The organism is Pantoea sp. Pa-EAmG (genome assembly GCF_030024295.1).
In the GTDB taxonomy this organism is placed as follows: domain Bacteria; phylum Pseudomonadota; class Gammaproteobacteria; order Enterobacterales; family Enterobacteriaceae; genus Pantoea; species Pantoea dispersa.
This window is the reverse complement of the sequence record NZ_JASEWO010000341.1, coordinates 1-1,508: the sequence shown is the minus strand read 5'-3', so window position 1 is coordinate 1,508 and position 1,508 is coordinate 1. Positions and strand designations below refer to the sequence as shown.

The 1,508-nt window shown below is 52.0% G+C and carries 2 protein-coding genes and 1 pseudogene; 2 read left to right on the top strand and 1 reads right to left on the bottom strand.

Annotation, left to right across the window (positions count from 1 at the left end; all coding sequences use genetic code 11):
- Positions 1–84: 84 nt before the first annotated feature.
- A complete protein-coding gene (locus QMM04_RS22440; RefSeq protein WP_282997101.1) occupies positions 85–498 on the top strand; it encodes a LysR substrate-binding domain-containing protein in 414 nt (137 codons plus the stop codon).
- A gap of 153 nt (positions 499–651) precedes the next feature.
- Here QMM04_RS22440 and QMM04_RS22435 read toward each other — a convergent pair whose 3' ends face one another.
- Positions 652–1,341, bottom strand: a complete 690-nt coding sequence (locus QMM04_RS22435) for a B3/4 domain-containing protein (protein ID WP_282997100.1) — start codon at positions 1,339–1,341, stop codon at positions 652–654.
- Positions 1,342–1,384: 43 nt separating this feature from the next.
- Here QMM04_RS22435 and QMM04_RS22430 point away from each other — a divergent pair.
- Positions 1,385–1,508, top strand: a pseudogene (locus tag QMM04_RS22430) (XRE family transcriptional regulator); the annotation flags it as partial.

Below are 1,508 nucleotides of genomic sequence, written 5' to 3'. Positions count from 1 at the left end.
CACTGCGCTGATCGGTCAGGATAATTTCCGGGTGGATGTCAGGATCTTCACAAGCGTTCGCTGGGCTTTCCTTTGCGCATAAATGTGGCGTCTCATGAATACCTGCAGAAATTCGGCGTACCTGAAACGCCTGAAGCGTTGCATACCCATCGACTGATCGATTTTATGCTGCCGGTGCCAGGTGAGAAGCTGGGGTGGGAATTTGAATGTAACGGTGCAGTCAGGACTTTCTGGCCGGATACGGTGGCATCTGTGGGCGATGCCGAAGCGCGGGTGCAGCTCGCTGTTGCCGGAATGGGGATCGTGCAGAGCCTTAATTTCATCGTGGCGTCTGCGCTAGATACCAATAAGCTGGTTCGTATTCTTCCCGCCCTAGAAACCAGGGCGCCTGAAGTCACTTTGCTCTGGCCTCGCAACCGTCATCTCCCCGCCAGAACAGAAGCCGTCATGCGTGTGTTCAGTGATTGGATCAGAGAAGCGCTGGAAGAACGTTGTTAGCATTCGCATAATTGGTGAGATTAGCCTTAGAGGGTAAAACGATGTCCACTTTTGGCACAGAGTAGTCTTCGGGAAACTCAAGGACAGTTGTAAGCGAAAAGATGACATTTGAGGGGGAAGTTCCGGCAGTTGATCTGCCGGTTTACTATTCGCTTAGAGCGTTTCAATGAATGAAACTTCAGACTGAACTCCCGGCATCATGACTTCCAGCCCGTCTGTCAGCATTTTGCCGGCCTCATGCAGAGCTTCAATTGGCATCTGTGGCAGACTTTCCAGAATGAACCACATGTGTTTATCTGAAGAACTCAGTCGCGTTCTTATGCCCTGCCGCCAGTTCCAGCGTCGGCAGGTAACGCCTGAGTCGTCACACCAGACTACCTCTCCCGCATCGGGCTGTTCAACGTAGGGAGTACCGTCTTTGAGGGTGTCAAATGGTTCACTGCCGTCTGAAATAATGAGACGGGGAGTGCCACGATAGGCTTCCAGATTTTCACCACCCACGGGAACGGCATACCGCAGACTCACTGCGTTATACAGGTCAATTACAGGTTCAAGCGGTGTCATAAACCCGTCTCGTAACACGCGTTTGCGAAGGGCTTCTGCTGAACAGGGCGTGCGCCTGGGCTTCGCACCGAAGGCGCGAAAGGTTTCAGACCATGCATTAAGATGCGTTTCAGCCCACCCAGGTTGCCCGTTGAGTACCTCTTCACAGGCTTTACGAAGCGCTTCTTCGCCAAAGCTGGCGTTAACGAGTGGTGCAGCAGATACGCTGATGCTGAGCGCGCGGAAGCCGGGAGCCAGAAGGGCAACGTCGGAACTGATTGACGGATGAGCTATTAGCATTTGATAATCCTGAAATGACCGTTTTAGATTATGATAATGACCGATGAACAAAAAAGTCAATATAACGACCGGCGCTGATGCTTCCAAAATTAATGAGGCGCTTTCCGCTTCCCTGAAGCAGTATCGCAGCCAGAAAAAAATGTCGCTTGATGAACTCTCGCGTCTGG

Excerpts from the sequence above, each read along its gene's own strand:
- QMM04_RS22435 (WP_282997100.1), bottom strand. The coding sequence starts at position 1,341 with ATGCTAATAGCTCATCCGTCAATCAGTTCCGACGTTGCCCTTCTGGCT.